The organism is Bartonella birtlesii IBS 325, assembly GCF_000273375.1.
Taxonomy (GTDB): Bacteria; Pseudomonadota; Alphaproteobacteria; order Rhizobiales; family Rhizobiaceae; genus Bartonella; species Bartonella birtlesii.
The window spans coordinates 529,327-552,798 of the sequence record NZ_CM001557.1; the positions used below are offsets into that span (position 1 = coordinate 529,327).

A 23,472-nucleotide genomic window follows, 5' to 3' on the forward strand; every position below is an offset into this window, starting at 1 on the left:
GAATTTTGCAGTATTTGAATCTCTCATTAAAATTGCAAATGATAGATTATTATTATAAGTCAATATTTTGACCAGTAATCATATGAGTATTTTAAAACATTTTAAGAAGCTAAGGTACTTAAATAATATCATTTTCCCTCCCAAATGTGAAAACAAAATGTACAAATTGCTTCAAAATATTTCTTACAGCACGAAGTTTTATGATAAGTTTTTTCCCTATTTTTTTCATGGCTGTACTTAAATAGAATACTTTCCCATGGTGTCTCTGACTTTTTTGTAAAGAGAAATCATCCTCTTTTTACTTTATTTAAGGCTTAAAGATTAGAATTTCTGTTTTTTGAATTGGATATTATGAAGTTTTTTGTAAAAACCATTTTCCTTCGTCAGCAACTCTCTTGGGCTACCTTGTTCAATTAATTGACCATTTTTTATAACAATAATTTTATCAGCGCGAGCAATCGTTGAAAGGCGATGAGCAATGATGATAGTTGTACGTCCTTTGGTGAGGTGATGAAGCGCTTCATTAATTTGTGCTTCTGTATGCGAATCTAATGCGCTTGTTGCTTCATCAAGAATGAGAATTTCACTATCATGAAGCATTGCTCTAGCGATAGCAAGTCGTTGTTTCTGTCCACCTGAAAGATTACAACCATTATCACCAATTTGTGTATCATAGCCATTTGGCAGTTCCATAATAAAATCATGAGAATTGGCTGCTTTTGCTGCTTCAATAATATCATTGTCACTAGCACCTTCTCTGCCAAGCCCGATATTATATTTAATGGTTCCCTGAAAAAGAAAAGTATCCTGCCCTACATAAGCCATCAGCTTTCTCAAGGAACGAAATGTTGTGTAGCGGATATCTTGATCATTAATCAAAATGCGTCCCTTTGTTGGGTCATAAAGGCGCATAATAAGGTTAATAAGAGTTGATTTTCCTGAACCCGATGGCCCTACCAAGGCTGTCATTTTTTGAGGTTCTATTTCTAGATTGATGTTTTTCAACACCATTTTCTCATCTGCATATGCAAAAGAAACATCTTCAAAACGGATACTTCCTTGAATTTTATCCAGATCTTTAGCATTTTCATGTTCTATAACCACAAGAGGATGATCTAGTACCTCAAACATTGTACGAATATTAACCAAACCAGCTTCAATTTTGACTCGTACATTTGCAAGCCTTTTTGCAGGTTCATAAGCGAGAAGCAATGCGACAATAAAGGACATAAATTCCCCTTGAACGCCTGCACGTTTGGTTGCAAGATAACCAGAAAAACAGATAATACCCGCAATAGCAAGACCAGCGAGTGTTTCCATAATCGGATTTGTAATGGCTTGAAGTGTTGCAATAGTGTTGGCTTGTTTTTCGACATTATTAATGGCACTGTTCATACGTTTTTTCATGAGATCTTCTAATGAAAAAGCTTTGATAACCCGAATACCAGTGGAACTTTCTTGTATAATTTTGATAATTTCACCAAGCGAAAGGAGTTCTTTTTCAACAAGACTGCGAACACGTTTTAAAGCCATTCGGACTCCTAAAAAAGCGAGTGGTCCTATTATTAAAGTAATGGCAATTAAAGTAAAATTTTGAATAAACATGACCAACAATAAGCCACTAACGGAAAGTAAATCACGCACAAAAGTTGTAATAATTGTATCAATGATATTACGTACTGCTGTAGCATTATGGGTCACACGGACAAGAAGATCAGATGAAGTATTATTATGATAAAAAGAGACTCCCTGTTCCATAAGGCGCGAATAAATTTTACGCTGTTGTTCAGCCACGATACTGTTGCCTGCTTTGCTTAAAAAGTAAGTTTGAGCAAAAGTAGCGATTCCTTTGAGAATAAAAATGAAAGCGATGATGCTAGAAATCAAAGCAATCATGGTAAAATTCTGTCCATCAATGATATAATTGACAACATCACGCATAATCCATGCACTGGCAGCAGTTGTACAAGAAATAATAATCATTGAAAAAATAGCAGCACCATACCAACGTGCATGTTTATGAAAATTTTCTCGTAAAAGACGAATAATGAGATGTTTATCAAAAGCAGAAATTTGTTTTCTTATCATGAAAGGTTTTTATATTTTATCATTATTTTATGCAAGCTCGAAGCATTCTAACTTCAAGCTATTCAATTTTTTCGAGAAAATATTCTTTTGAAGTCAAAAGGTTAATCACATTCACTATAAAATTGAAAAGCACCACAACAAAACCCTGTGATGCTTATACAACGTGCTATATTTGCAACTTTAGATATTCTATATACAATTTCAACAAAAAATCACTTAGCTGCTATTACCATCATCATTTGACGGCCTTCAAGTTTTGGTTCAGATTCGATTTTAGCGATTTCACTTGTATCTTCTTTAACCCGCTGAAGAAGTTTTAATCCAAGATCTTGATGAGCCATTTCACGACCACGAAAACGCAAAGTGATCTTCACTTTATCACCATTATTAATGAAGCGATGAATAGCCTTGAGCTTTACGCCATAATCATGAACATCCACATTTGGACGCATCTTAATTTCTTTAATTTCAATATTTTTTTGTTTTTTACGTGTCTCAGCTGCTTTTTTTTGGGTCTGATATTTTAATTTACCCAAATCAATAATTTTACACACGGGAGGCTCAGCATTTGGTACAATTTCAACCAAGTCCAGCCCAGCTTCTGCAGCCATAGCAAGCGCTTCTTGTATTGCAACAACCCCCTGATGTTGTCCTTCATCATTAATAAGTTGAACACGAGAAACCCGAATGTCTTGATTTGAACGTGGTCCGTCTTTCTGGGTAGGTGTTATTTTAAACGGTTTGCGAATGGTTTATGCTCCTTAATTTTGATTCATCTACAATACTATTTGATATACAATTATACACAGAAAAACAACTAAAATTCGTGATTTTTTGATATTTGATTTATGATTTTGAGGATAGGAGTTTTTCCTTTATTAATGAGAATGTTTTATAAAGGAGAAAAATCATGGATCAAAATATTTCTTGCGAATTTTTTTCATTTGAAGGCACTTCTCTTGCAGTACGCTACCGCAAAGGCCATGATTCTCCTGGTTTAGTTTGGCTTTCTGGCTATCAATCCGATATGTTGGGGAGCAAAGCGATGTTGATTGATCAGTTTGCTCAAAAGAGTGATTTGTCTTGTTTGCGTTTTGATTATTCTGGTCATGGAGAATCGGGGGGTGATTTTTTTCAAGGTACGATTTCGCGTTGGGTGAACGAAAGTTTAGCGATTTTTGAAACCTATTGTGAAGGACCACAAATTTTGATTGGTTCCTCTATGGGGGGATGGATTGCATTAAGACTTTCTATGATGCTAGCACAGAAAAACAAAAAGCTGGCTGGCATGGTATTGATTGCACCGGCTCCTGATTTTACACAAACTTTAGTAGAACCAGAGTTAGGGCCAGAGGAATGGAAAATTTTAGAAGAAAAGGGATATATTGAACGACCTGCGGATAATGATGATGAGGAGCCAATGCCCTTTACAAAAGCGTTAATTGAAGATGGACGAGACAATTGTGTTATGAGAGGGTGCCTTGATGTTGGCTGTCCGATTCACATTCTACAAGGGATGGAAGACGACAAGATACCCTATCAGCATACATTAACTTTACTTAATCATTTGCCTTTACATGATGTGACATTGACACTTGTCCGTGATGCCGATCACCGTTTTTCGCGTCCACAAGATTTAGAGCGCCTTGAGACAGTATTGAGGTCATTAATAGACCAAATTGATGCAGGATAAGGAGCATATTTACTGATAATAAAGACATAATATATGACCGTTTATGAACATTTTATTTTCTCTAATCGCATGATACCTCTACGAGTACGCGAACATAAGCATGCGCGTCGTCTTACATTACGGATTGATGCAAATGGTCAGAAAATTTGTGTAACAGCTCCGCCAGCAATAAGCTCTTGTTTGATTCAAGATTTTATTGAAAAACGTCGATCTTGGATTGAGGCGCGTCTTTCTCGCGTACACATTTTTCATGAAAATTTTTATCTCAAAGAAGGAACAACGATTCCTATATTAGGTGTTGCACATACTATAAGGCATGAAAGGGGACGTGGGATAACAGAAATCGTTACAGGGAATATGGGACAAGAGCCTCAAATTATTGTTTATGGTCAATTAGAATATTTGCCAAGACGTGTTGCTGATATGTTAAAAAAACAAGCCGCGCTCATTATAACGCCATTAGTGGGACATTATGCACATAAAGTAGAGCGTAAAGTAAAGTCAATTTGTTATAAAGATACGAAAAGTCGTTGGGGTTCTTGTTCAATAAGAGGAAACCTCTCTTTCTCGTGGCGTCTTATAATGGCACCAAAAGAAGTTGTTGAGTATGTTGTTGCACATGAGGTTGCTCATCTTATTGAAATGAATCACGGACCAAAATTTTGGGACCTTTGTGAAAGACTTTGCCCAAACAGTAAAACATATCGTACTTGGCTAAAAGAAAATGGTTATAAGCTGCAAGCAATCAATTTTCATTCCTCTAAGTTGGGAGTATAAAAAGAAATTTGAAAAAGATAATATTCAGCGGAACTTTTTACTAAGCATTTCATTGTATAGATATCTCATCGCATGATGAGCATTTCATTGAAGCCTCAGCAATATTGTCTTCCCCTGCTTGGTTTGCTGAGTGTCTTCAATGTTTTTACTTTATCTTTTTTGTAATTTAGCTTAATAATCTCTATGCATTCTTAAAATTCAGATTGAAAGAGCACTTATGCCTGTACTTACAGATCCACTCCAGATATTACAGGCGCTTATTCGTTGCCCTTCTGTTACACCGCATGAAGCGGGTGTCTTATCAACTTTGGAACAATTTTTAAAAAGAATGGGCTTTTGTGTTGAACGTCCTATTTTTTCCGATAAAAATACGGAAGATGTTGAAAATCTTTATGCCAAAATGGGTGAAGAGGGGCCGCATCTTATGTTTGCAGGTCATACGGATGTTGTGCCACCAGGGCCATTAGAGTACTGGACCTATCCTCCTTTTGAAGCTATTATAGATCAGGGGAAATTATACGGACGAGGCGCTGTTGATATGAAGGGCGGTATTGCTTGTTTTGTTGCAGCACTTGCTCGAGTTTTTGAAAAACGCTCCATTAAAGGAATGGTAAGCCTTTTGATTACTGGTGACGAAGAAGGTCCTGCTGTTAACGGTACAGTCAAACTTCTCAAATGGGCTGAACAAAAAGGTGAAAAATGGGCTGCAGCTATTGTGGGTGAACCTACAAGCGTAAAAGTTGTTGGAGATGTGATCAAGATTGGACGCCGAGGATCAATTTCTGGTGTCATTACCGTTAAAGGGTGCCAAGGGCATGTTGCTTTTCCTGAGCGGGCAGCCAACCCACTGCCTTTAGCTGGTAAACTTATTCAAGCCTTGACGCAAACAGCTTTAGATCAAGGGACAGAGAATTTTCAACCAAGTAATTTGGAATTAACAACCATTGACACGGGTAATTCTGCATTAAATGTTATTCCAGCACAGACAATTGTCCATTTTAATATACGCTACAACGATCTTTGGACAAAAGAAACGCTTATGGCAGAAATTGAAAAACGTCTTGCTTCAATACAACCAAAAAACAAATCTGATCAATACCCCTCCTATCAGCTGGAATGGATTCCAAGTTTGGGAGATGTTTTTTTGACAAAAAATGATAAACTCGTTAAGCTTTTATCAAATGCTATTAGAAGCGTAACAGGGAGTATACCAGAATGTTCAACTTCAGGGGGAACTTCAGATGCGCGATTTATCAAAGATTATTGCCCAGTGGTTGAATTTGGTTTACCGGGACAAACAATGCATATGGTGGATGAGTGTGTAACTCTTGATGCACTGGAAATTCTCACCGTTATTTATGAGCGTTTCATTGTTGATTTTTTTGCGTAAACAAAGAAGCGATTATTTTTTAAAACATTTTTTTACCACAAATTAAAAACCGTGAATATTATATAGCAATTGACGGGAAGGCAGCTCAAATTCATAAGAATTTTAGTTTGCCAATTGGTTGATAATGTGATTAAGAAGGATACGCCCTTTGTTTGTCGCTTTTAAGCGCTGGTTTCCTAGCATTTCTACTAGCCCTTGTTGTTGTAAATCGATAAGCTTTTCCATTGGTAAACCCTTGGGGTTTAAGGTTGTATAACGTGTGAGATTCAAACCTTCGCAAAGACGCAATCCCATGAGAAGCATTTCATTTGCTTGTTGCTCTCTGGTCAAGTGTTCTGTTTCAACACAGCCATGCCCCGTAGTTTCTACTAATTCAAGCCAATGTTCAGGGTATTTTTCATTAATTGTGACATAACGTTCATGACTTTCAATGGAAAAGGAAAGTGCTTTTGAAGAGGTAGAGGAGTGATTTGGTGTGTGCTCAATAAAGCGACCATGAGCTCCAGGTCCAAAGCCTGCATATTCATGATAACGCCAATAGAGAAGATTGTGTACTGATTCGGCACCGGGGATTGCGTGATTTGAGATTTCATAGGCTGGAAGTCCATGTGTAGTAGTTATTTCTTGGGTAAGATGATACAGGTCTGCTGCGAGTTCTGAAGCGGGGAGGATAAGCTTTCCTGCGGCATGAAGCCGTTTAAAAGCTGTTCCTTCTTCGATAGTCAGTTGGTAAAGAGAAAGATGATCTGCTGCCAAGTCAATGGCTTGAAAAAGTTCATCTTTCCATTGCTCGAGTGTTTGCTCGGGGCGGGCATAAATGAGATCAAAGGATAAACGTGGAAAGATTTTCCGCGCCAAAGCAATAGCGTGAAGAGCCTGTTTTACATCATGGAGACGGCCAAGTTGTCGTAGTGCCTTGTCGTTGAGTGCTTGTACACCCAAGGATAAGCGGTTAACTCCTGCCGCTCTGTATCCGCGAAAGCGTTCTGCTTCTACACTTGATGGGTTAGCTTCCAGTGTGATTTCAACTTTATCATCGACCGTCCACTTTTTTGCAAGTGCTTGCAATAAAGCATCAACAGTTTGAGGGGTCATAAGAGAGGGTGTACCCCCACCAATAAAGATACTTGTAATATGACGTGGACCTATTTTATAATATTGCGTTTCTATTTCGCGTTCAAAAGCGGTTACAAAGCGTGGTTGATCAACGCCACGGACGCGAACGTGTGAATTAAAGTCACAATAAGGACATTTAGTAGCGCAAAAAGGCCAATGAATATAAATGCCAAAAGCTTCATTCATGAGAGCGTTAAAAGGTTTTCTGCTAAAAGCTTGAAAGCACGCGCACGGTGCGAGAGGGGTATTTTATCATTGAGTTTCCAGCCATGTTTTTGCTCTGTTGACATTTCACCAAAGGTATTTTCATATCCATCTGGTAAAAAAATAGGATCAAAGCCAAAACCTTTGTCTCCACGTGGTGGCCAAATGAAAGTACCTTCAACGCACCCACGGAAATAGTCTGCATGAGCATCGGGCCATGCAATACAGATAACTGATATAAATCGACCTTTCCGTTGGCTTTTTTCATATGCTCCAACTTTTTGGAGTTCGTCTTCTACTTTTTGCATAGCTTTTGAAAAGTTACGTGTGCCATCGGGTTGAAGAGCGAGATCAGCTGTATAAACACCTGGTGCACCACCCAATGCATCCACTTCCATGCCAGAATCATCAGAAAGAGCCGGAAGTCCTGTATTTTTTGCTGCTGCAAAAGCTTTAATGTAGGCATTTTCTTCAAATGTTGTTCCTGTTTCTTTTGGTTCCGGTAATCCGAGCTCTTTTGCTGATTGTATCGTTAAACCAAAAGGAGCGACCAATGTGGTAATTTCATGCAATTTTCCGCTGTTATGTGTGGCAATGACGAGTTTTTTTGTTGCTATTCTTCTCATATACATTTCTCCAGAAATGAAAGGGGGATGCTATTTTTATGCTGAAAACTAGCTTAAGTGACCGCATGATAGGGATCTTAAAAGATTTTACAAGACCCGATCTTTTTGCATGTTTATTGCTATTCCATTTAAATGAAATCTTTTGTATTTGATAAGGATAATAATTGGAAAGTCATAAAGACTCTAATTTTTAATGATAGCATTTTTTTATGATAAATATATACTGTGCCTTTGCACTACTTTAGATTATTTGACCAAACCTTGACAAAACTTATATAAGAAGGAAGTATTTTTAGAGTAGTGAATTAATTGTAATGAAGCACAAGCCTATTGATGAAGAACTAAAATATCTTGATGAGCGTTCGCGTGATATCTTTCGTCATATTGTTGAGGCTTATCTGAATGATGGTGAACCTGTAGGATCACGAAATCTTTCAAAGCTTTTGCAACAGACATTGTCGCCTGCTACGATTCGCAATGTGATGAGTGATCTCGAACATCTTGGTTTGATTTATGCACCGCACGTATCTGCGGGGCGAATGCCAACACAATCAGGGTTAAGATTTTTTGTTGATGCATTTATGGAAGCGGGTGACTTGCCAAGCGAGGAGCGCGAAAATATTGAAGCGCAAGTCAAGGAGGCTGGTCATGCACAATCTGTTGAACATTTTCTCATTCAAGCAAGTCGGGTTCTTTCAGATCTTTCACGTGGGGCAGGGCTTGTTTTAGCAACAAAATATGAAGGGACATTAAAGCATATTGAATTTGTACGCCTCGATAGAGAACATGCTCTTGCTGTTTTAGTCACGCAACAAGGAGAGGTTGAAAATCGTATTGTTCATTTACCGGAAGGAGTTACCCATGCACAATTGACAGAAGCAACGAATTTTCTCAACGCTCATATTCAGGGACGCACATTAAGTGAAGCGAAAGAAGAAATTGCGCGTTTATGTGCAGAAACACAAGCTGCGCTTGATCATTTGTCTCATCATCTTGTTGAAACGGGTTTAGCTCTTTGGGGAGGAGAAGATGCTGATCATAAAATACACCTTATTGTGCGTGGGCGCAGCAATTTGCTTGAAGATGTGAAGGCAGAGCAAGATTTAGAGCGGTTACGGCATTTGTTTGATGATCTTGAAACACGTGAAAGTATGGCGCAGCTTCTCGATTTAACAGATGAAGGTTCAGGAGTGCGTATCTTTATTGGTTCAGAAAATAAATTGTTTTCGCTTTCTGGTTCATCTTTAGTAGTAGCACCTTATCGTGATTCAAAACAAAAAGTTATTGGTGCTTTAGGTGTTATTGGGCCTACACGGCTTAATTATGCAAGGATTGTTCCTATGGTTGATTATACGGCACAACTTGTATCACAACTGTTGCGTTAAACATTCAGGTGAACATTTGTATTATAAATGCCCATTATATTAAGATACGTAGATACCCCTTGATTTTTGTCTGCAAAATTTCGATATCGAGAATAACAAATCTTATGAAGGAATGGAATTTTTATGTCTGAAGAAAAAAACAAATTAACTGACGCTTCATTTGAAAATTGCGATTTAAAAAATCCAGCTGATCGTGATGCACTTAAAAAAGCCGCTGATGCGTTTTTAAAAACACGTAAAGCCGAGGCGTGCGCAGAGGTTGAAGAAGAAAAAAGTGAATTTATTGATCCTGTAATTGCTTTACAGGAAGAAAATAAAGAGCTGAAAGATCAGCTTTTACGTCTTGCTGCAGATATGGAAAATCTTCGACGCCGTACCGCGCGTGATGTATCGGATGCAAGGACCTATTCAATTGCTAATTTTGCACGTGACATGCTATCTGTTTCAGATAACCTTAATCGTGCTTTGGAAGCGATTCCAGAAGGAGCAAAGGAGAATGATGCTGGTTTGAAAACATTAGCTGAAGGTGTAGAAATGACTGAACGTGCGATGATAGCAGCTCTAGAACGCCACGGAGTACAGAAAATTCACCCAGAAGGGCAAAAATTTGATCCTCATTTTCATCAAGCGATGTTTGAAATTCCTAATCCTGATGTGCCAGATAATACTGTTCAGCAAGTTGTACAGGCAGGTTATGTTATCGGTGAACGCGTTCTACGCCCAGCTATAGTGGGTGTAGCCAAAGGAGGAACAAAAAACCCTTCTAGTGAATCTGATTCAGCTTAAAATACATCAAATATTCTAACAAAAAAATAGATCTTAAAAAACGAATTTCTCATTCGTAAGACACTTGTTAAAAAAAGGGCTCTTAAAGGGTGTTAAAACACCCTTTACCCTTGAAGTATCCAATGTCCTTTTACAATATATGGGGCATCGCTTGAGGGAGATGGCGATGAAAATAAAACAAAATGATTGACTTCAAAAGGAGGAAACAAAAAATCACCCCGAGAAGACAGATAAGGAGGAAGATCTTCAACTTTAATATCGAGCAATCTCGCAATAGTAATGTGGGGAGTAAATGGTTTTTCATCAGGCATTAAGTGCAGGCTGCTCCGAATAGATTGCATCTTTTCATGTAAAAGGCTAAGAGTTTCACAAGGCTCAATACGAACAACAAGGGAATGCGGTGCATTTTCTGAACCAAAAACCTCAAAACCTTTCATTTGTAGCATAAAAGGAGGAAGCTTTATTGTGTCGAAGGCGCGCATAAATGCATCTTCTGTAGTACTTTCAACTTCACCAAAAAAAGACAAAGTGACGTGAAAATTTTGCGGATTAATCCACTGCGCGTTTGGCAGACCATTTTGCAACGATATGAGTTCTTCTGTTGTTTGTTGAGGAATCTGAAGAGCACTAAACAAACGGTCCATGATATCTCCTTACAGTAAAAAAACGTTACCACAAGCACAATGACAAACAATAAGTGTAAAGGGTGTATAGCGCTAATTATAAGGCAATGATGTAGAAAAATAATGTTTAAAAAATGTCTACAATAATTAAATTGCGTAAAGCTTATGAATCTTAAAAGAATGGCCATGATGCCAACAAAGGCCATATTTGCATGCGTCTTATTACAAAGATGTACAGTGCAGGATTGCTTTGTACTTTCATGATAAACACTACAAATACAATCTAAGATAAGGAAAGTTGATAAACTTCTGATTTATGTGATTATCTTTATATTTGTCTAAAGCAGCTTAAAAGCTGGCATATCCAGCAAAAAGTGAATGTTTCTCTTTTTTGTAAATATTCAAGCATATGTGTTAGATTGTAATCACAACCATAATACACGGTAAATATTCAAATTTATCATATATTTTTGGGAAAGATTGTGAACACAAATATTGTATACAAAACGGGTTATGCTTATGATAACTATACAGCTAATCTATAATGGATATGAACGCAGATATTTTAAAGGGAAAAATAGGGGCGCAAATCAATACAATGATTGAAGAAATTTCTCCTTATTTTAAGAATAATCATCATCCTTTTTTGTGAAAAGCTTTAGTTTTCTTCTCCAAATTTATTGTTGATAAGCTTTTCAAGAGCATCGAGAGCATCAGTTGCTTCTGGTCCTGATACCCGGATAGTAAGGTTACAACCGGAGGAGGCTGCTAACATCATAAGCCCCATAATGGATGAACCGCCAACAATTTTCCCATCTTTTTCAACCTCAACAATGGCGTTAAAGTTGTCAACAGTTTGTACAAATTTTGCAGAAGCACGTGCATGCAACCCACGTTTATTACAAATATTGAAATGACGGCTTATTTTAGAGGGAAGAGGATCTTTGAAAAGCATTGGTGTTTAATTATCCGCTATAAAATTATACTGGTACATTAATATATTTACGTCCTGCTTCTTGTGCTATTTTTAAAGCTTCTGATAATGAAATATCAGGGCATTGGCGAATAGAGCTCAGTTTAATAAGCATAGGCAAATTAACACCTGCAATCATTTCAACACGTCCTTTTTCAATAGCAGGAATAGCTATATTTGACGGTGTTCCACCGAATACATCCGTTAATATAATGACACCATGGTCTGTATTTGTAGAGGAAACGGCGGCTATAATATCACCTCGGCGCTGATCCATATCATCATCAGGGTAGATGCATATTGTTGCGAATTTTTCTTGTGTTCCAACAACATGTTCCACCGCATGTAGAAATTCAATAGCCAGTTCACCGTGCGTTACAAGCACGAGTCCAATCATGTACACAAACTCCTGTTCACTAAAAATCCAACCGCATTGGTGGAAAGTATATTTTACAAAGGTTTATCCTGCTGCCAAGAAAAATTTACAAAAAAAGGCAAAAGTAAAGATTTTTTTATATTTGAATAAAATTAGACCGATTTATGCCATATTTTTCTAAAAAAGAATGCTTCAATAGCCTGACAAATAGCTGTACAATCGGCTTCATGAAGGCTTGGGAGTTTCAAAAGAGGAATATGTAGATCTGCAAATTGAAAAGTTTTATTTGTGGAAAAACGTTCATATTCAGGGCCAAGAAGAATAACGCAATCAATAATCGTTTGTTTTTCAAAATCTATCATATAAAGGCCAGCACCGCGAATTTCAATACCACCCTGCAAACCTTCAGGAGTATATCCGTGAAGTTTTCCGTTTTCCACACGAAGCATTGTATAATCATCACTGATAAGTTTTGCTTCACGTTTTGACCATTCAGCACGTTCAAGCAAAGAAAGGGTAAGGGTTGATTTTCCTGATCCTGATGGACCTATAATCAACAGCCCTTTTCCTCCCAGTTGAAGACAATTTGCGTGCAGTATTTCATTTTTTGTTGTCATGCTTTTTCTTTGGATAAAGATTCATTTAGCGAGAGGAAGCATAATAATAAAACGCGCACCAGTTTTACTATTTCCAAGTTCTGGATCAAAAACATTTTCAGCTTTAATTGTCCCATTATGGGCTTCAATGATTTGCCGACTAATAGAAAGGCCAAGGCCTGAATTTTGACCAAAACTATCTTCATTTGGTCGATCAGTATAGAAACGTTCAAAAATACGTTCAATATTTTCTGAGCGAATACCAGGTCCATTGTCTTCAATAGTTAAAATGAGGGCTGAACCATGACTTTTCATAGTGATACAAATTTTACCGCTTTCATGGGGAATAAAGGAACGGGCATTTTCAATAAGATTAGACATAACTTGTCCCAAACGGAGTTCATGTCCCAATACGAGATAGGCTTTTCCATGAGGACGCGGGACAATATTAAGGCTTATATCAATAGTTTGCGTATTACGATATACTTCTTGGACAGCATGAACAAGGCTTTCCAAGAGCAATGTCATATCAACGATCTGTGCGGTTTCGCGAGCAAGCTCTGCATCCAGCCGTGAAGCATCAGAAATATCAGTAATCAAACGATCAAGACGACGCACATCATGTTGAATAATTTCAAATAACTGTTCCTGTGCTTCTTCATTTTTAGCCAGTGGGAGTGTTTCAACAGCACTTCGTAATGAGGTAAGCGGATTTTTTAATTCATGGCTTACATCAGCAGCAAAGCGTTCAATGGCTTCAATACGCATATAAAGGGCATTGGTCATATCACGAATAGAGGTAGAAAGATGACCAATTTCATCTTCACGCATTGAAAAATCAGGAATTTCTACACGCTTATTGTTGCCATTACGCACACGGTTGGCAGAGGCAGATAATTTGCTTAAGGGATGGGCAATCGTATGAGCTAAAAAGAGAGAAAGGACCAAAAGCACACTCCCTACCACACCAAAAACTTTAAAAATAACCAGTCTTTCGCCCTTTACAATGTTATCAATATCTGAACCCGTTGTTGAAAGAAGAAGTGCTCCAACCACTGCACGATAGCGCTGAACAGGAACGGCAACAGAAACGATTAATTGACCTTGTCTGTTACGTCGTTTAGCAGTAGCAAGAGATCCGTTTAATGCTCTATACACTTCTGGGTAAGCAATACCATTGTTTTTTATTTGTTCTCTATCAAGAGCAATATTATTGCCCTCAAATGTACGTGAAAACCATGAAGTGAGGCGTTCCCACATGTTTTGTTCCGTTTTAAGTGGAGGTAAGTCATAGCTAAAAACTTCACCACTAGAATAAAGAACGCGCGAATCAAGAAGGAGAGTTGCATCACGATCATAGATACGCGCTCTTGTTGTTTGGGGTGCGATAAGGCGTCGTAAAAGGGGAGCAACTTGTTCAGGGTTAATAGGAAAGTCCCAAGAGTCGGTTGATTGAGGTGCTGGGGTAACGCTTTCTCCAGCGTGTAATTCTAAAAGTTTTTGAGGATCAATAAGAATAGAATTGGTATCGACTGTTGCAGAAGCGGCAATGGCTCCAGCGATAATTTTTCCTTGGGTACATAAACTTTTAACTTTTGCTTCGATTAACCCATCACGAAATTGATTCAGGTATAAAATCCCTGTAACCAGAACAGCAAGAGCAGCAATATTTAATATGACAATGCGTCGTGTGAGACTGGAAAAAAACAATTGCCTAAGAAGACGCTGTATTCGAAGATGCAAATGGGCAGACATAGGAAACAGCGTTGGTGAAATACCACTTTTTTTTGTTGTTTTTTGCAGAGTTTCCAGTTGAGAATCTTTTGTCATCGATTTGATCGCTGTTCAAACTTTTGCGACAAAATAGTTTCATACCTCGTGGAAACGATAGCCTACACCATAAAGTGTTTCAATCATCGCAAAATCATCATCCACTTGTTTAAACTTTTTACGCAGACGTTTAATGTGACTATCAATGGTGCGGTCATCTACATAGACTTGATCACTATAAGCAGCATCCATCAAAGCATCACGACTTTTTACTACTCCTGGTCTTTGTGCTAGGGTCTGTAGAATCAAAAATTCTGTGACGGTTAAAATAACAGGTTTATCTTTCCATGTACAGGTGTGACGCTCTTGATCCATCACCAGATCTCCGCGCTTGAGAGAAGACGTGGGAGAAGTTCCTGTTGCAAGAGGTTGATTGCGCGCATTGGAACGGCGCAGAATAGCTTTGACACGCTCAATGAGAAGACGTTGGGAGAAAGGTTTTGTAATAAAATCATCTGCTCCCATTTTAAGACCAAACAGTTCATCAATTTCATCATCTTTAGAAGTGAGAAAAATAACAGGGATATCAGATTTTTGACGCAATCGACGCAAAAGCTCCATTCCATCCATTCGGGGCATTTTAATATCAAAAATAGCTAAATGTGGGGGATGGAGTGTTAAACCTTTGAGTGCAGATGCTCCGTCTGTATAGCTTTCAACCCGATAGCCTTCTGTCTCAAGCGCAAAAGATAAAGATGTCAAAATATTGCGATCATCATCAACAAGTACAATCGTTTGCGTGATCGTTGGTGTATCTTTCATGGCTTCTTAGACCTTTCTATTGCTATGATAGCAAACTATCCACGCTATTTATATGGGAGTTCACATTTTTTTTGCAAAACAAATGTGGTACAAATTGTAGCAAAGTAAACCCCCTTTCACTTTTACGGTAAAATCTTGTCTTATCTTTGCAATTTTATAATGCTTTTATGCATGTAAAGATCCCTTCGTTTAAAAGAAAATTTGCGTCGATGTGTTTTTTACAAAATTTAGTATTGTTTTATTCCAGAATTAAACAAGTTTGTTTTTGATTGTTGAAGTTTAGAAAAATCGCCTATCTTTTTTTAACAGCAAAGAAAAGAGTATAGTGACATATATGCAAAAAAATTATTTCCACTACACGAAAGGAGACCATAATGGGATTATTTAATTTTATTAAAACAGTTGGTGAAAAGCTTGGTATTGGAAATCATGAACCAGAAGAAAGGGATTTTAAAGCTGCATTCAAGAATTTCCAACTTGGTACAGAAAGAGTGGACATTCAGGTTGAAAATGGTAAAGCTATTTTAAGTGGTGAAGTTCCAGATAGAGAAACACTTGAAAAAGCGCTTTTGGTTGTTGGTAATTCGCAAGGTATATCTTCTGTTGATATTGATCAATTAAAGGTTACAGATGCTGTACCTGTAAAAGCTTCTCACTTTTATGAGGTTAAATCTGGTGATAATCTTTGGAAGATTGCCGAAAAGGTTTATGGAAAAGGGCAAGGTGATAAAAACACATTTATTTTTGAAGCCAATAAGCCGATGCTAAAATCTCCTGATAAAATTTATCCTGGACAAGTTTTGCGTATTCCTGAACTTAATCGCGCTTAAATGAAGAAAGAGAATAAACTTTTTATTTCTTTACAGTTTGTTTATACTATTAAACGAAATAAGGAGCATGGAAATTTTCTCACGCTCCTTAATTAATTGAATAGAAATGAAAAAACTTAGTGATGATGCACTGATTTTGCAGATGTTTTTCCTGCTATAGCGTTTACAGAGAAATCAACATCAATTGTTCCTGCTTTCTCAAACGTCAATTTTGCACTGATTTTTTCACCGAGTTTGAATGGTTTTGAAAGCCCCATGAACATAATATGATCACCACCAGGCTTAAGGGTGATTTCACCATTGCCTGGAATTTCAATACCATAGTGCATTTTTTCCATTTTCATAATGTCATTAACAACTGCCATAGAATGGATTTCTGTTGTCTGTACCCCTTTTGTTGAAACAGAAACTAAGCGATCTGGCAGATTACTGTGATTAATAATATAGAGATAACCGCTGCCAACTTTTATACCTCTAGGTGTTTCACGTGTCCAAGGATGAAGGATTTCTATGTCTCCTACTTTATATTGTTGCGCGGTTGCAGGGTAGGCTATACAAGCAAAAAAAAGAACCCACACGATATTTGTAACAACTTTTTTGAATAGATGTTGTGCGTAAGTTGTATATTGGGATACAAGTTTCTTTGTTTTCTCGATGATAAATATTATCATTGATTCACCCTCCTTTTCAGATTCACTTTTGAACACTCTCTTTTATTTTTAGCAGAGTTTTTATTCAAAATAAAACAAAGAATTATTAGAGTTATATGAATCAAAGAGAGGAGGTATGGAGCTCTTGGATTTTAATGGTACATTGAAGAAAAAGGGAATTTTTCGCTCTATTTATGGATTTAATCTGCAGAATAAGGTAAGATTGGGTATATTCAAAGCTTAGTTTTTGAATGAGCAATAACTTAAGCTTTCAAAAGCAGAATTGTTGGAGAGTAAATTAACAGATAATATCTTAACAAACGGTATATTGAGAAAGATAGGGTTTAACATTATAGATGAGGTTGTATAAAAATATTACGTTTATGAATCATATAAAAAATGGTTATTCTAGATATTTTTTTAAGAGAGCTTGTGATATTTAAATTCCCTATCATGATCCCATATGGCTATGAAGGATTAAGGAAAAAGGTGCAATATTATTTTTCCAATTCTAGTAGGTTGATATGTTTGTGAACATAGTGAGAAAAATATGTTACGATGCTCACCTTATCAGTAAAAAGGGCGTTCGCGTGTGAGTAGGATGCCTCTTTTAAAAGAAAATTTTTATTTTAAGAATGTTTCTTTCTTGACTCTCTTGTAGCGATAAGAGCCTGTTCTTATATACGAGGCAGAAAGGCTTGTTGCGACTTGTAGTTTATGTTTGTGTAATTTGAAGTGAGGTGCAGGCTTTTAGTGTTATAAGGAGCTGTCTTCGAGAAATGCTTGATGAAGGTTGAGGTAGCTTGCTGAAATGGAGAATATAATATGGCAAAAGTAATTGGTATTGATTTAGGGACAACGAACTCTTGTGTTGCTGTCATGGATGGCAAAAATGCAAAGGTTATTGAAAATTCAGAAGGAGCGCGGACAACGCCTTCGGTCGTTGCCTTTACTGATGGGGGAGAGCGGCTTATTGGGCAACCTGCTAAGCGGCAAGCGGTAACAAACCCTGAAGGAACAGTTTTTGCAGTTAAGCGATTGATTGGTCGGCGTTTTGACGACCCAATGGTTGAAAAAGATAAAGCGCTCGTGCCTTATAAGATTGTTAAAGGTGACAATGGTGATGCGTGGGTTGAAGAAGCGGGTAAGAAATATTCTCCTTCACAAATCTCAGCGATGATTTTGCAAAAGATGAAAGAAACAGCCGAGTCTTATCTTGGTGAAAAAGTCGAGCAAGCGGTTATTACGGTCCCTGCGTATTTCAATGATGCACAACGTCAAGCTACTAAAGATGCAGGTAAAATTGCTGGACTTGAAGTTTTGCGGATTATCAATGAGCCAACAGCCGCTGCTTTAGCATATGGTTTGGATAAAAAAGACGGAAAAACTATTGCTGTTTACGACCTTGGTGGCGGCACGTTTGATATTTCTGTGCTTGAAATCGGAGATGGTGTTTTTGAAGTTAAGTCAACCAATGGAGATACCTTTTTAGGTGGTGAAGATTTTGATATGCGCTTGGTCGGTTATTTTGCCGATGAATTCAAGAAAGAACAAGGGATTGATCTGAAGAATGATAAACTTGCATTGCAACGCCTAAAAGAAGCAGCAGAAAAAGCAAAGATTGAACTTTCCTCTTCACAACAAACGGAAATCAATTTACCATTTATTACCGCTGATCAATCTGGTCCCAAGCACTTAACGATGAAGTTAACGCGAGCAAAATTTGAATCTCTCGTTGATGATTTGGTTCAGCGCACTATTGAGCCATGTAAAGCCGCATTGAAAGATGCAGGATTAAAAGCGGGCGAGATTGACGAAGTTGTTTTAGTGGGTGGTATGACACGTATGCCCAAGATTCAAGAAGTTGTGCAGAGCTTCTTTGGCAAAGATCCACACAAAGGTGTTAATCCCGATGAAGTTGTTGCAATGGGAGCTGCCATTCAAGGGGGAGTATTGCAGGGTGATGTAAAAGACGTATTGCTCTTGGATGTAACACCTTTATCTTTGGGTATTGAAACATTGGGTGGAGTTTTTACGCGTCTTATTGAACGCAATACCACTATCCCAACGAAAAAATCGCAAGTTTTTTCAACAGCTGATGATAATCAGAATGCTGTGACTATTCGTGTTTTCCAAGGTGAACGCGAAATGGCTAACGATAACAAATTGTTGGCCCAATTTGATCTTGTTGGTATTCCACCAGCACCGCGTGGTATGCCTCAGATTGAGGTTACTTTTGATATTGATGCGAATGGTATTGTAAATGTTTCGGCTAAGGATAAAGGAACCGGTAAAGAACATCAAATTCGTATTCAGGCATCAGGTGGTTTAAGTGATGCTGATATAGAAAAAATGGTAAAGGATGCGGAAGAGCATGCGGCTGAGGATAAAAAGCGCCGTGAAGGTGTGGAAGCTAGAAATCAAGCGGAAACTCTTATCCATTCAACTGAAAAGTCATTAAATGAATATGGCGATAAGGTATCAACTGAAGAAAAGCAACAGATTGAAACTGCGATATCTGATTTAAAGTCTGCGCTTGATGGCAGTGATACTGAAGAAGTGACAGCAAAAATGCAGAAATTGGCAGAAGTCAGTATGAAGCTTGGACAGGCGATGTATGAAGCTTCACAAGCAGCAACAGATAACACTGAAACAGATGCCAAAGATGACGATGTTGTTGATGCTGATTTTGAAGAAATTAATGATAAGAAGAAATAGTGTAAGCAAATGTATTGATCAATCAATAAACCCAGCCTTTGAGATATAAGGCTGGGCTTTGTTATTTGAGATAAGTTGCAACTTTGTAGCTAAAAATATAAATTGAAAACAAACCTTATCCATGAAGATGGATAACAAAAAACTATCAGGAATACATGATGAAGGTTGATTATTATGAAATTCTTGGCGTGACTCGCGAATGTGATGATAAAAAGCTGAAATCTGCTTTTCGTAGGTTAGCGATGCAATATCATCCTGATCGCAACGCAGGAGATAAAGAGGCAGAGCGGAAATTTAAGGAAATCGGCGAAGCTTATGAGGTTCTCAAAGACCCTCAAAAGCGTGCTGCTTATGATCGATTTGGTCATGCGGCTTTTGAAAATAATGGCCACGAGGGAGCAAATCCCTTTAGTGGTTTTGCAGCCAGTGGTGGATTTTCTGACATTTTTGAAGATTTTTTTGGCGAAATTATGGGAGGCGCGCACCGTAAGCGTAGTGATGGGCGCGAGCGTGGTGCAGATCTGAGTTATAATATGGAAGTGACCTTGGAAGAGGCATTTTCAGGAAAAACTGCACAAATTAATATTCCTAGTTCTGTTACTTGTGACGCTTGTGAAGGATCGGGTGCAAAAAAGGGTTCTAAGCCACAAGTTTGTAGAACTTGCCATGGGGCTGGTCGTGTGCGTGCTGCCCAAGGTTTTTTTTCTATTGAGCGAACATGTCCTACATGTCATGGACGTGGTGAAACGATTACAGATCCATGTCCGAAATGTCAGGGGACAAGACGAGTGGAAAAAAAACGTTCATTGAGCGTAAATATTCCAGCTGGTATTGAAGATGGTACGCGTATTCGCCTTTCTGGTGAAGGAGATGCTGGCATTCGTGGTGGTCCTAGCGGTGATCTTTATATTTTTCTTTCCATTAAATCACATGAATTTTTTCAGCGAGAAGGAGCAGATCTTCACTGTCGTGTTCCTATTTCAATGGTTACCGCTGCTTTAGGAGGTGAATTTGAGGTTTCTGACCTTGATGGTATCAAGGCGCGTGTGAAGGTTCCAGAAGGGACACAAAATGGACGTCAATTCCGACTTAAGGGAAAAGGTATGCCCATGTTGCGTCGTCAGCAGACAAGGGGTGACCTTTATATTCATATCACGATTGAGACACCACAGAAATTAACACAAGAACAGCGTGAATTATTGCAAAAATTTGAAACGCTTTCAAATCATGAGAATTCACCACAATCCCATGGTTTCTTTTCACGTATGAAGGAATTTTTTGAAAATATTTCTAGACAAAATTAATGAATATGCGCGAGCATTTATTATGGAAAAAAGTATGCTGATAAGGTTATTTTCATTAAGTTTTCTATTGCATGCTAATCTTTGCAAAGATTAGCATTTTTTCTTTTTGAAGTTTCTTAAAGAAAAAAGGGACGGATATTTTAGGATGCTATTTTATTGTTATTTATGGATTGAGATAATGTTACGGCTCTTTTCAAGGGAATTTGTCTATTTTGGATGAGAGTACAAAGCAAGATCTCGTTACAGATTTTCTAATGTGATGTTATAATAAATCGATACGATTATTTGTTTAAAGACTTTCCATTGTTGCAACTACTTTTATTGATTCATCATCAAAATAATTGGAAATGGAGAAAATATTCCTGCATGCGAGGTCACATTTAAGTTAAAAATGATAATTTATCATGATAAATCAATGTATTGTATCTTTCTATAACATTCGTGAAAATAAATCATTTAATTGATATTTTTTGTTTTCAATGATTGGGGAAAAAAGAAAGATAGATAAACGATAGAGTCATTTTCATCTTATAAAATCAATGGTTGTATATCTTCTTATTCATTGTTAAAGATCCAAGAGTAAATCAGGAAGTTTAATTTATATGGACGTGACTTAAAAGTTCTTCTGAATGCTGCTTTCATTTAACATAAGGTCATACAACAATGACATTTTATACATATATTTTGTTTAATTTTAGATTCTAATTGTTTTAAGAAAGCTGCCTTATTCATCTCATTATAGCTTTGATAATAATTTAAAAAAATAAGCTTTTTCAGTGGGATGGATAGAATAAAATTTGTTTTCACTTTTTTTGAATTCTACTTAAGGGGAGATAAAAAGTAATGAGGAGGCTCTTTTGATGGATAAAGTTGAAAATAATATTGAAGATGTTTTTGAAAAACAAGCAGCATTTTTATCGTCTGCTTTACCTTATATGCAAAAATATGAAAATGAAACCGTCGTTGTAAAATATGGTGGTCACGCTATGGGTGATCCTGCTTTGGGGCAAGCTTTTGCGCGTGATATTGCTTTGTTAAAGCAATCAGGAATTAACCCCGTTGTCGTTCATGGTGGTGGACCTCAAATTGCAGAAATTTTGATGAAAATGGGAATCGAGTCACGGTTTGAAAATGGTTTACGCGTAACCGATGAGCGGATCGTGGAAGTGGTTGAAATGGTTTTGGCAGGCTCCATAAACAAGGAAATAGTCGCTCTTATCAATGCAGAGGGTGAATGGGCAATAGGGTTGTGCGGCAAAGATGGCAATATGGTTTTTGCCGAAAAGGCTTATAAAACGGTCATTGATCCCGATTCACATATTGAACGTGTTTTAGATTTAGGTTTTGTTGGTGAACCTGTTGAAGTTGATCGTACATTGTTAGATCTCTTGGCATGTTCTGAGATGATTCCAGTTCTTGCTCCTGTCGCTCCAGGTCGTGATGGCAAAACCTATAATATTAATGCCGATATTTTTGCTGGAGCCATTGCCGGTGCATTAGAGGCCAAACGCCTTTTGTTTCTAACAGATGTTCCTGGTGTTTTAGATAAACAGGGTAAACTTTTAAAGGAGTTAACAATTTCTGAAGCTGAAAGTCTTATTAAAAATGGAATAATTTCAGGAGGTATGATTCCGAAAGTGGAAACTTGTATAAAAGCCCTTCAAAATGGTGTGGAAGGTGTTGTTATTTTAAACGGCAAAACTCCCCATTCTGTCTTGCTAGAATTATTTACCGAACAAGGAGTCGGAACACTTATTGTTTCATGAGGTATAGAGAAGAATTGAAGGAAGACACCTTTCATGGTTAATATAAAACAGTTGAAACACTCTTTACTAAGCAAACCAGAATTAGCATTATTTATTGCAACAATATTGTGGGGCATTACATTTTTAGTAATTCATATCGCAGTACGTTATAGCGGTCCTCTCTTTTTTGTGGGATTCCGTTTTGTTGTTGCATCGCTTATATGTGGGGCAATTTTTTGGCGTTCTATGAAAGGTATAACTGTTTATGAAATTTTTGCTGGAATGGCTATTGGTGTGGGAATGTTTCTGGGTTACGCTTTGCAAGCCATGGGGCTGCAAACCATTATGAGTAGTCAGTCGGCTTTTATCACGGCGCTTTATGTCCCTATAGTTCCAATATTGCAATGGATTGTTTTTAAAAAGCCACCTCGTTTAGCTTGTTGGATCGGTATCATTTTTGCTTTTATTGGGCTTGTACTTATTTCTGGGCAAAAGCCAGGAAGTTTTGATTTTTCAAAAGGTGAAATTCTAACTTTGTTAGGTGCTTTAGCAATTGCTGCAGAGGTTATACTTATCGGAATTTTTGCTAACAAGGTTGATAGTCGGCGCGTAACAATTATACAGTTACTTTTTAGTGGTCTTTTTTCGTTTTTTTGTATGCCGTTGATGGGTGAAAGCATTCCTGAATTTTCGTGGGTATGGCTGAATATCGGTATAGGATTGGCATTGATGAGTGCTATCATTCAATTGGCGATGAATTGGGCACAAAAATCTATTTCGCCTACACGTGCAACACTCATTTACGCGGGTGAGCCTGTATGGGCTGGCATTGTTGGGCGTTTAGCTGGTGAGCGTTTATCTCCTTTAGCCTTGTTTGGGGGAGTGCTCATCTTGATTGGGATTGTCGTGGCTGAATTACAACCTTCACAATGGCGAAAAAAAGATAAAGTGAGAAAAAACTGATTAACTTTGCTTTTTTTCAAAGAAGTTAAAAAAGCTC

At 37.6% G+C, this 23,472-nt stretch carries 21 protein-coding genes; 10 read left to right on the plus strand and 11 right to left on the minus strand.

Translation table 11 applies throughout. The features are described 5' to 3' along the window. Positions 1-321 precede the first annotated feature (321 nt). Both QWU_RS02735 and infC read right to left on the minus strand, forming a co-directional pair. The gene (locus QWU_RS02735; protein ID WP_006590006.1) at positions 322-2,088 is read right to left on the minus strand and encodes an ABC transporter ATP-binding protein; all 1,767 of its coding nucleotides are present in this window, start codon (positions 2,086-2,088) and stop codon (positions 322-324) included. A gap of 212 nt (positions 2,089-2,300) precedes the next feature. After that, entirely contained in the window at positions 2,301-2,819 is a 519-nt protein-coding gene (gene infC / locus QWU_RS02740; protein ID WP_026017278.1) for a translation initiation factor IF-3, read from the minus strand. Between the two features lie 179 nt (positions 2,820-2,998). On the opposite strand from infC, the gene QWU_RS02745 reads away from it, so the two are divergent. From QWU_RS02745 to dapE, 3 genes are all read left to right on the plus strand, one after another. Next, positions 2,999-3,781, plus strand: coding sequence for an alpha/beta hydrolase (locus QWU_RS02745; protein WP_006590008.1), 783 nt, complete (start codon positions 2,999-3,001; stop codon positions 3,779-3,781). Between the two features lie 33 nt (positions 3,782-3,814). Next, positions 3,815-4,558, plus strand: coding sequence for a M48 family metallopeptidase (locus QWU_RS02750; RefSeq protein WP_006590009.1), 744 nt, complete (start codon positions 3,815-3,817; stop codon positions 4,556-4,558). A gap of 217 nt (positions 4,559-4,775) precedes the next feature. After that, positions 4,776-5,948 carry a succinyl-diaminopimelate desuccinylase gene (gene dapE, locus QWU_RS02755; RefSeq protein WP_006590010.1) on the plus strand — a complete coding sequence of 391 codons (1,173 nt, stop codon included), beginning with the start codon at positions 4,776-4,778 and terminating at the stop codon, positions 5,946-5,948. Positions 5,949-6,050: 102 nt separating this feature from the next. Here the strand turns inward: dapE and hemW are convergent, their stop codons facing one another. Next, positions 6,051-7,250, minus strand: a complete 1,200-nt coding sequence (gene hemW / locus QWU_RS02760; protein ID WP_006590011.1) for a radical SAM family heme chaperone HemW — start codon at positions 7,248-7,250, stop codon at positions 6,051-6,053. Continuing rightward, positions 7,247-7,894 carry an RdgB/HAM1 family non-canonical purine NTP pyrophosphatase gene (gene rdgB, locus QWU_RS02765; protein WP_017196148.1) on the minus strand — a complete coding sequence of 216 codons (648 nt, stop codon included), beginning with the start codon at positions 7,892-7,894 and terminating at the stop codon, positions 7,247-7,249. The genes hemW and rdgB overlap by 4 nt, the downstream gene beginning before the upstream one ends. A gap of 314 nt (positions 7,895-8,208) precedes the next feature. Between rdgB and hrcA the strand changes: the two genes are divergently transcribed. Together hrcA and grpE are read left to right on the plus strand one after the other, a co-directional pair. Beyond that, a complete protein-coding gene (hrcA, locus tag QWU_RS02770; RefSeq protein WP_006590013.1) occupies positions 8,209-9,279 on the plus strand; it encodes a heat-inducible transcriptional repressor HrcA in 1,071 nt (356 codons plus the stop codon). Positions 9,280-9,402: 123 nt separating this feature from the next. Then, the gene (gene grpE, locus QWU_RS02775; protein WP_006590014.1) at positions 9,403-10,065 is read left to right on the plus strand and encodes a nucleotide exchange factor GrpE; all 663 of its coding nucleotides are present in this window, start codon (positions 9,403-9,405) and stop codon (positions 10,063-10,065) included. A 104-nt stretch (positions 10,066-10,169) separates the two neighbouring features. Here the strand turns inward: grpE and thpR are convergent, their stop codons facing one another. The 6 genes from thpR to QWU_RS02810 form a co-directional block, all read right to left on the minus strand. Further along, complete coding sequence (gene thpR / locus QWU_RS02780) at positions 10,170-10,709, minus strand: RNA 2',3'-cyclic phosphodiesterase (protein WP_017196149.1); 540 nt, start codon at positions 10,707-10,709, stop codon at positions 10,170-10,172. Between the two features lie 637 nt (positions 10,710-11,346). Then, positions 11,347-11,643, minus strand: coding sequence for an HPr family phosphocarrier protein (locus tag QWU_RS02790; protein WP_006590016.1), 297 nt, complete (start codon positions 11,641-11,643; stop codon positions 11,347-11,349). Between the two features lie 25 nt (positions 11,644-11,668). After that, on the minus strand, positions 11,669-12,058 hold the full coding sequence (locus QWU_RS02795; RefSeq protein WP_006590017.1) for a PTS sugar transporter subunit IIA: 390 nt from the start codon (positions 12,056-12,058) through the stop codon (positions 11,669-11,671). A gap of 131 nt (positions 12,059-12,189) precedes the next feature. Next, positions 12,190-12,654 (minus strand): HPr kinase/phosphatase C-terminal domain-containing protein, encoded by a 465-nt coding sequence (locus QWU_RS02800; RefSeq protein ID WP_006590018.1) that lies wholly within the window; start codon positions 12,652-12,654, stop codon positions 12,190-12,192. A 21-nt stretch (positions 12,655-12,675) separates the two neighbouring features. After that, complete coding sequence (locus QWU_RS02805) at positions 12,676-14,463, minus strand: sensor histidine kinase (protein ID WP_006590019.1); 1,788 nt, start codon at positions 14,461-14,463, stop codon at positions 12,676-12,678. Positions 14,464-14,502: 39 nt separating this feature from the next. Further along, a complete protein-coding gene (locus QWU_RS02810; RefSeq protein ID WP_006590020.1) occupies positions 14,503-15,225 on the minus strand; it encodes a response regulator transcription factor in 723 nt (240 codons plus the stop codon). A gap of 374 nt (positions 15,226-15,599) precedes the next feature. Here QWU_RS02810 and lysM point away from each other — a divergent pair, with 374 nt between their 5' ends. Continuing rightward, complete coding sequence (gene lysM, locus QWU_RS02815; RefSeq protein ID WP_006590021.1) at positions 15,600-16,055, plus strand: peptidoglycan-binding protein LysM; 456 nt, start codon at positions 15,600-15,602, stop codon at positions 16,053-16,055. Between the two features lie 116 nt (positions 16,056-16,171). On the opposite strand, the gene QWU_RS02820 is transcribed toward lysM, so the two are convergent. After that, a complete protein-coding gene (locus QWU_RS02820; protein WP_017196151.1) occupies positions 16,172-16,726 on the minus strand; it encodes a copper chaperone PCu(A)C in 555 nt (184 codons plus the stop codon). Positions 16,727-17,530: 804 nt separating this feature from the next. Here QWU_RS02820 and dnaK point away from each other — a divergent pair. The 4 genes from dnaK (at position 17,531) to QWU_RS02845 (ending at position 23,435) form a co-directional block, all read left to right on the plus strand. Further along, positions 17,531-19,423, plus strand: a complete 1,893-nt coding sequence (dnaK, locus tag QWU_RS02830; protein ID WP_017196153.1) for a molecular chaperone DnaK — start codon at positions 17,531-17,533, stop codon at positions 19,421-19,423. Positions 19,424-19,581: 158 nt separating this feature from the next. Beyond that, the gene (gene dnaJ, locus QWU_RS02835; protein WP_006590024.1) at positions 19,582-20,727 is read left to right on the plus strand and encodes a molecular chaperone DnaJ; all 1,146 of its coding nucleotides are present in this window, start codon (positions 19,582-19,584) and stop codon (positions 20,725-20,727) included. 860 nt (positions 20,728-21,587) lie between these two features. Next, positions 21,588-22,493 (plus strand): acetylglutamate kinase, encoded by a 906-nt coding sequence (gene argB, locus QWU_RS02840; protein WP_006590025.1) that lies wholly within the window; start codon positions 21,588-21,590, stop codon positions 22,491-22,493. A 33-nt stretch (positions 22,494-22,526) separates the two neighbouring features. Beyond that, the gene (locus QWU_RS02845; RefSeq protein WP_006590026.1) at positions 22,527-23,435 is read left to right on the plus strand and encodes a DMT family transporter; all 909 of its coding nucleotides are present in this window, start codon (positions 22,527-22,529) and stop codon (positions 23,433-23,435) included. Positions 23,436-23,472: the final 37 nt, after the last annotated feature.

Bases quoted from the DNA above. Each gene is read 5' to 3' on its own strand.
- QWU_RS02735 (WP_006590006.1), bottom strand. From the start codon at position 2,088: ATGATAAGAAAACAAATTTCTGCTTTTGATAAACATCTCATTATTCGT.
- QWU_RS02745 (WP_006590008.1), top strand. From the start codon at position 2,999: ATGGATCAAAATATTTCTTGCGAATTTTTTTCATTTGAAGGCACTTCT.
- QWU_RS02750 (WP_006590009.1), top strand. From the start codon at position 3,815: ATGACCGTTTATGAACATTTTATTTTCTCTAATCGCATGATACCTCTA.
- dapE (WP_006590010.1), top strand. From the start codon at position 4,776: ATGCCTGTACTTACAGATCCACTCCAGATATTACAGGCGCTTATTCGT.
- hemW (WP_006590011.1), bottom strand. From the start codon at position 7,250: ATGAATGAAGCTTTTGGCATTTATATTCATTGGCCTTTTTGCGCTACT.
- rdgB (WP_017196148.1), bottom strand. From the start codon at position 7,894: ATGAGAAGAATAGCAACAAAAAAACTCGTCATTGCCACACATAACAGC.
- hrcA (WP_006590013.1), top strand. From the start codon at position 8,209: ATGAAGCACAAGCCTATTGATGAAGAACTAAAATATCTTGATGAGCGT.
- grpE (WP_006590014.1), top strand. From the start codon at position 9,403: ATGTCTGAAGAAAAAAACAAATTAACTGACGCTTCATTTGAAAATTGC.
- thpR (WP_017196149.1), bottom strand. From the start codon at position 10,709: ATGGACCGTTTGTTTAGTGCTCTTCAGATTCCTCAACAAACAACAGAA.
- QWU_RS02790 (WP_006590016.1), bottom strand. From the start codon at position 11,643: ATGCTTTTCAAAGATCCTCTTCCCTCTAAAATAAGCCGTCATTTCAAT.
- QWU_RS02795 (WP_006590017.1), bottom strand. From the start codon at position 12,058: ATGATTGGACTCGTGCTTGTAACGCACGGTGAACTGGCTATTGAATTT.
- QWU_RS02800 (WP_006590018.1), bottom strand. From the start codon at position 12,654: ATGACAACAAAAAATGAAATACTGCACGCAAATTGTCTTCAACTGGGA.
- QWU_RS02805 (WP_006590019.1), bottom strand. From the start codon at position 14,463: ATGACAAAAGATTCTCAACTGGAAACTCTGCAAAAAACAACAAAAAAA.
- QWU_RS02810 (WP_006590020.1), bottom strand. From the start codon at position 15,225: ATGAAAGATACACCAACGATCACGCAAACGATTGTACTTGTTGATGAT.
- lysM (WP_006590021.1), top strand. From the start codon at position 15,600: ATGGGATTATTTAATTTTATTAAAACAGTTGGTGAAAAGCTTGGTATT.
- QWU_RS02820 (WP_017196151.1), bottom strand. From the start codon at position 16,726: ATGATAATATTTATCATCGAGAAAACAAAGAAACTTGTATCCCAATAT.
- dnaK (WP_017196153.1), top strand. From the start codon at position 17,531: ATGGCAAAAGTAATTGGTATTGATTTAGGGACAACGAACTCTTGTGTT.
- dnaJ (WP_006590024.1), top strand. From the start codon at position 19,582: ATGAAGGTTGATTATTATGAAATTCTTGGCGTGACTCGCGAATGTGAT.
- argB (WP_006590025.1), top strand. From the start codon at position 21,588: ATGGATAAAGTTGAAAATAATATTGAAGATGTTTTTGAAAAACAAGCA.
- QWU_RS02845 (WP_006590026.1), top strand. From the start codon at position 22,527: ATGGTTAATATAAAACAGTTGAAACACTCTTTACTAAGCAAACCAGAA.